This window comes from Arthrobacter sp. CG_A4, from assembly GCF_035985125.1.
In the GTDB taxonomy this organism is placed as follows: domain Bacteria; phylum Actinomycetota; class Actinomycetes; order Actinomycetales; family Micrococcaceae; genus Arthrobacter.
Genome location: NZ_JAXCID010000079.1, coordinates 1 through 5,963 on the forward strand (window position 1 = coordinate 1; position 5,963 = coordinate 5,963).

5 protein-coding genes and 1 pseudogene are annotated in these 5,963 nt (G+C 62.5%); 4 read left to right on the top strand and 2 right to left on the bottom strand.

All coding sequences use genetic code 11. The features are described from left to right. From RCH07_RS18850 to RCH07_RS18860, 3 genes are all read left to right on the top strand, one after another. On the top strand, positions 1–683 hold a 683-nt coding region (locus RCH07_RS18850), incomplete at its 5' end, for a hypothetical protein (protein WP_326969022.1). A 7-nt stretch (positions 684–690) separates the two neighbouring features. After that, positions 691–2,259 (top strand): N-acyl-D-amino-acid deacylase family protein, encoded by a 1,569-nt coding sequence (locus RCH07_RS18855; RefSeq protein ID WP_326969023.1) that lies wholly within the window; start codon positions 691–693, stop codon positions 2,257–2,259. A 72-nt stretch (positions 2,260–2,331) separates the two neighbouring features. Next, the gene (locus RCH07_RS18860) at positions 2,332–3,834 is read left to right on the top strand and encodes a diaminopimelate decarboxylase (RefSeq protein ID WP_326969024.1); all 1,503 of its coding nucleotides are present in this window, start codon (positions 2,332–2,334) and stop codon (positions 3,832–3,834) included. A 438-nt stretch (positions 3,835–4,272) separates the two neighbouring features. Here the strand turns inward: RCH07_RS18860 and RCH07_RS18865 are convergent, their stop codons facing one another. Both RCH07_RS18865 and RCH07_RS18870 read right to left on the bottom strand, forming a co-directional pair. Beyond that, a complete protein-coding gene (locus tag RCH07_RS18865; protein WP_326969025.1) occupies positions 4,273–4,974 on the bottom strand; it encodes an SCO1664 family protein in 702 nt (233 codons plus the stop codon). A gap of 13 nt (positions 4,975–4,987) precedes the next feature. Then, complete coding sequence (locus RCH07_RS18870) at positions 4,988–5,653, bottom strand: MSMEG_4193 family putative phosphomutase (protein ID WP_326969026.1); 666 nt, start codon at positions 5,651–5,653, stop codon at positions 4,988–4,990. Between the two features lie 92 nt (positions 5,654–5,745). Here RCH07_RS18870 and RCH07_RS18875 point away from each other — a divergent pair. Next, a pseudogene (locus tag RCH07_RS18875) lies at positions 5,746–5,963 on the top strand (magnesium chelatase); the annotation flags it as partial.

Sequence of the window (5,963 nt, forward strand, 5' to 3'; positions counted from 1 at the left end):
ATAACGGCTTCAACACCCCTATTTTCCCTTGTCAGAGCACCTTTTCGTCTCTTAAACACACCCTTCAGCCCAGCTCTGATGAAAACGCTGGGCTAGTGCTGGTTCTCAGTGTCACCTACGCCATTATTACCGGAGCGGGGACTGCCTTCCCGCTGTTGGCCCTTCCCCTCATCGGCATCGTCACCGGGTTGGCAGGCCGTCTCGGCCTCAGCCAAACCATGGCGCTGATGTACAAGGGCGCCGCGTCCATGGTCAGCATGTTCATCCTCTTCTGGCTGCTGGCAGCGCTATTTCTCATCATTGACAAACTCGCCCCCTTCGACGTCATCCTCGACTATTTCCAGGTGGAGCTGGCAAACAGCTCAGCATTCGTCTTCGCGATACTGATTGCCCTTCTGGGGTGGGTCGGTATTCCTGGAGCCACGGCCGCGCAAGTGGTCCTGCTCCATAAAGTCTTCGGGGCCTTGGGAACCAGCCTCGGTATTACTTCGGCGGGCTGGATCGTTATCCTGCTCTTCGCCTCGAAAGCGGACACCTATGGTCCATTCCCGAACGGAAACATGATGGGGGTGATGGGCCTCGCCCGGTCCCAGAACCTGAAGAACATGATGATCACCGGCTGGATGCTGTTGATCCCGGCCTGCCTGATGTATGGCATCATGCTTTTCGTCCAAACACGATAGGGACATCATGACCAATGGCTTTGACCTCGTCATCAACAACGCACGAATTATTGACGGGACCGGCGGAGCTGCCGCGCACGGTTCGGTAGCTGTCAGGGACGGCAGAATTGTTGCCGTAGCCGGCACGCACCTTGCTGGCGCCACCACGATCGACGCCCGGGGCCAGGTCCTCGCTCCTGGCTTCATAGACCTGCATTCTCACGCGGACTTCAGCCTCGGAGCCAATCCTGAGGCAACCACGCAGATCAGCCAGGGTGTAACCACCCTGTTGACCGGCAACTGCGGCACCTCTCCTTTTCCTGTGAAGGAGGTGGAAGCCCTCAAAAGCGCGACGTCGTTCCTTCGGCCCGCGCTGGAGTGGGACTGGCAGGACGCCGCGGGGTTCGCGGACAAGCTGAGGGCAAGCCGTCCTGCCATTAATGCCGCTCTTCAGGTGGGACACAGCGCGCTGCGGCTCGCGGTGGTTGGTGATGAGCAGCGCGCACCCACGGCCAGCGAGCTGGATCACATGCGAGACCTCCTCAGGCAGGCCGCCGATCAAGGGGCGCGCGGCTACTCCACAGGCCTCATTTACGCACCGTGCTCGTTCGCCAAAACGGACGAAATTATCGCCATGGCACAGACCGCCGCCGATTGCGGCTTGTTGTATTCAACACACATGCGTAACGAAACCGACCAACTCCTGGAAGCGGTCGACGAAGCACTAGACGTCGCTCGTGCTACCGGTGTTCGGCTGGAAATATCCCATATCAAGGCCATGGGGCCCAGAAACCACGGCAAGGTTTCCAAAGCTCTCGACCGAATGGCCGCCGCTCGAGACGAAGGGTTGGACGTCACCGCGGACGTCTACCCCTACACGGCGTCAAGCACAACCCTTACGTCCAGGCTGCCTGACTGGAGTCTGGACGGGGGTGGTGCGGCACTGCTGGCACGTTTGGGGGATGCGGCCGAGCGCCGGCGTATCAGCGACGCCCTCGCCCTGCGGTTCGAGGGAGAAATAGATCCTGCCGGAATCGTCCTGGCCGGCATGCCTGAGGGTAAATACACGCCGTGGATCGGCTACCCCCTCACTGAAGTCGCGCAGGCACTGGAGATGTCACCCCACGAAGCTGCCTTGGACGTCGTGGCGGAGCATCGGGCGTCAGTGGCAATCGTCAATCATGCAATGATCGACGACGACGTGCAGACCGCACTGCAGGATCCCTTCGTGTCAGTTGCCAGCGACGGCTGGGTGATGACTGCGACTGGAACAGGAAGCCCGCACCCCCGCAGTTTCGGGACCTTCACCCGCGTTCTCGGACATTATGTCCGCAAACTGGGCACCCTGTCGCTCGAGGAAGCCGTGCGGAAGATGACTTCCCTCCCAGCTTCCCGCGCCGGGCTGGTGGACCGTGGCACGGTCCTACCCGGTTTTGTCGCGGATTTGGTGATGTTCGATCCGGAGACCGTGATCGACCGTTCGACGTACATTGACCCGTGGCAGTTGTCCGCCGGGATATCGCATGTCTTAGTCGCCGGAGAAACCGCCTACAGGGAGGGTGTATCCACCGGAGTTCGCGTGGGGCAGATCCTATGACCGGACTGTGGCTCTCCGGCCCCCCTGGTCCTGCCCATGATATGAAATTGGAGATCAACGTTGAAGAGTGACATGAACACCGCGCTGCGCCGGGAGAAGATTCTGCAGGAAGCCACGTCTTTGGGTCTGCTTGACGCAGAGGAAGCGCCAACGGCCGCGTTCCTCGACCTGGACTTGGTCGCCCAAAACGTGGCAGCCCTGATGCGGGCTTTTCCCAGCCACGTGCCGACGTCGCATGCCTTTGCTGCCAAGGCCAATTCAATCGTCCCCGTCTTAGCCGGTCTCCGCGACTTAGGCATGGGGTGTGAAGTCGCCAGTGAGGGGGAGCTCGCCCAAGCCCTTGCGGCCGGATTCCGTCCGCAGCAGATCGTCTTCGATTCTCCGGCAAAGACCTCTCGGGAGCTGAGAAACGCACTTGCTATCGGCGTCGCGATTAACATCGACAACTTCCAAGAGCTCGAGAGGATCCAAACCCTCCGTGCGGCGACTCCCAGCACATCGTCCTTGGGCATCCGCATCAATCCGCAAGTCGGTGTGGGGGGAATCGCGGCGATGAGTACGGCTGGCGCCAGCTCGAAATTCGGTGTGCCGCTGGCGGATGAGGGAATGCGGGAAAAGCTGGTGGCAGCTTACGCGGGCGATCCTGCGCTGGACCGAATGCATACACATGTCGGCTCTCAGGGTTGCCCGTTGCCGCTCATGGTCGACGGCATTGCCCTGGTCGTAAATTTGGCCGAGGAGATTAATCGGCGGGCCGGGTTCCACCAGATCACCACCATCGACATCGGAGGTGGGTTGCCCGTTGACTTCGATACGGACGAGCCGATTTCCGGCTTCGAGGCGTACGTCACCCAGCTTCAAAGCAGCGCTCCCCAACTCTTTTGCGGGGATTACACCGTAGTCACCGAATTTGGCCGCAGTATTCTGGCGAAGGCGGGCTTCACAGCCGCCTACGTTGAGTACACAAAGATCGCTGGCGGGCAACATATCGCCATCACGCATGCGGGCGCTCACGTAGCCACGAGAACGGTCTTCATGCCCGAAGCCTGGCCGCTGCGAATAGCTGCTCACGCGTCCGACGGCACCCGCAAGCTGGGTTCGGAAATTGGCCAGGACATTGCCGGGCCCTGCTGTTTCACCGGGGACATTGTCGCCCGGAACCGGAACCTGCCTTTGTTGGAACCGGGGGACCTTGTTGCCCTGCTCGACACGGGCGCGTATTACGCCAGCACACCCTTCACCTACAACTCAATTCAGCAGCCTCCGGTCTATGGTGCAGCTATCGGCACGAACGGGGACGTGCGCTTCACTGTGCTCCGTGAGCAGCAGACAATGGCCGAGCTTCTCGCGGCCAGCGGGAGTGAACTTGATGCCGCCGGCCGGTTGCCGTGGAATGAGCTCAAGTCATCCGCAAACCGGCTGTGGGCGAGCGACGACAGACCTGGCTCGACGGGTCATGCCGCATTCATGACCGGCGGTCGCCCTAACGCTGGTCAGCGTTTCGGGACCGCGCGTCCACAGCGGATGGAGTCAGGGAATAGTGCAGATAATCCTCTTCCGTATGGGTCTGCCTGAATCCGGCTTGTTCGTACAAAGCCCGCACGGGGTTGTTCTTGTGAACTCCCAGCTCAAGGGTGCTGGGAACATAGATCCGGGCCAGGAGCATGTTGAGTCTCGGCAGCAGTACATAGGAGGCTAAGACCCAGATGATCAGGAAAGGCCATAGCTGACGTCCGCCGTCGTCGATTTCAACCAGGGCAAGCCCATAGATTACCCATCCGACCAGAAGCGTCAGGACAAAGAAAAACGACCGCTGAGCCCATAAGAAAACCGCTGAGCCCATAAGAAAAAGGTCTCCGAGACGATACCGGGCCGCCACCGCGGCAATTTCATGTGCTCTGTTGGACCTGCCCCGTCCCGATCATTCATGGTCCCATTATGGGCGCCAGACAAATACCTTCCGGTGGGGCGGAGTTGGCGGTCCGGGGTGCCTTCAAGCGGAAGAGACTGCTCTTAAACCAGCGGCCACGGATACCGCATGCCGGATCGGTCCACCGGCATGACCCCCGCGGCCAGCAGTCGCTGGACGCGGCGCTGCAAGGCGGTCACCTCGTCCTGGTCGAGGAGCTCGGCCAGCCCCGGCGGCGCGGCCTCGGCGAGCGGGGCAATGTCCTCGAGCAGGGCATCGGGGATGGGTTCGCCCGCGAAGTCCCAGATCACGGTACGCAGTTTGAAAGCTGCGGAGAAGCACAGCACGTGGTCGATGCCCCACACTCGTCCGTCATAGCCCCGCAGCACGTGCCCGCTTTTGCGGTCCGTGTTGTTGGCGACGTAGTCGAACAGGGCGATGCGGGCCAGGTCGCGGTGCGTCTCGGGGGCGTCCTCGAAAAGGGTGAAGTAGTGCTGCTGGAAGTCGCAGTCGATGAACCACTGCAGCGACCCGACGCCCAGGGGCGCATCCTCGCGGATCACCGTCGACGGAACGAAACCCCAGCCCAACGATTCGCTCAGCAGGTAGGCGGCGCGTTCGCGTTTGTAGAGCCCGGGCTCGAAATCGGACAGCGGCCGCTCGCCGGCCTGCGGATTGTAGATTGCGTACCCCTCGTCCTCGCCCCAGGAGACCTGGACAAGGAACATCTGGTTGCTGCTGCGCGGGATGAGGCCCAGCAGCTCGATGCTGCCGTCGCTCAGCAGGGTCAGTTCACGGCCGGACACCAGCTGCCCCAATTCACTGTGCTCTCAGCCCGCTGAGCGGTTCCGACGTCGAATTCACCATGTGCACCGCGGGGTCCAGGCCCTCCACAAACGTGATGGCCGACACAGAGCCCGGGCTGATGACGATCCGCTGGAAGAGGTCCAGAGGCGTACCCAGGGCATGGGCAACGGCGGCCTTGATGGGGTCGGCATGGGAGAAGCCCACGACCACACCGCCGGCGTGGGCTGCGCATAGGGCCTCCATCGCTCCGATAATCCGCCCCTGCATCTCCGGAAAGCTCTCGCCGCCCGGGAAGCGGAAAGCGGACGGGCTGTGCTGGACGGTCTGCCATTCCGGCAAAGCCGCCAGGTCGGCGATCGCGGCGCCGGTCCACTCGCCGAAATCGCACTCAAGCAGCCCGTCGTCGTGCTTCACGTCCAGCCCCGTGCGGGCCGCCGTCGGCTCCGCCGTCTCGCGGGCGCGCTCCAGCGGCGAGGAATAGACGGCGTCGACGGATAAGCCCTCCAGCCGGGCCGCGACCCGCTCTGCCTGGGCTCGGCCCCGCTCGGACAGATGCAGTCCCGGTGCCCGGCCCGGCAAGACCGTGCCCGTCGTCGGCGTCTCCCCGTGGCGTAACAGAAGCAGGAGGGTTCCCTGCGGTGGGGGTTGCGCTGAAGGGCCGGGCGTTGCTGAAGTCATCAAGATCCAGCCTAGGCCGCACGAACGCCCACAGCTCAGGAATCCCAAAGAATCCCTCGATTCTCAACCCGGTAGAGGTCTACGGTGGAGGAGTGAGTGATCGCCCCGAAATCTTCACCGTTGGTGAACTGCGTGCCTCCGGCCACGTTCACAAGGACCTGCGCCGCGAAATCCGCGACAACCTGCTTGCCGCGCTCGCCGCCGGCGGTGACCCCTGGCCCGGGATGTTCGGTTTCAGCCGCACCGTCCTGCCCCAGCTCGAGCGCGCCCTGCTGGCCGGGCACGACGTCGTCCTGCTCGGCGAACGCGG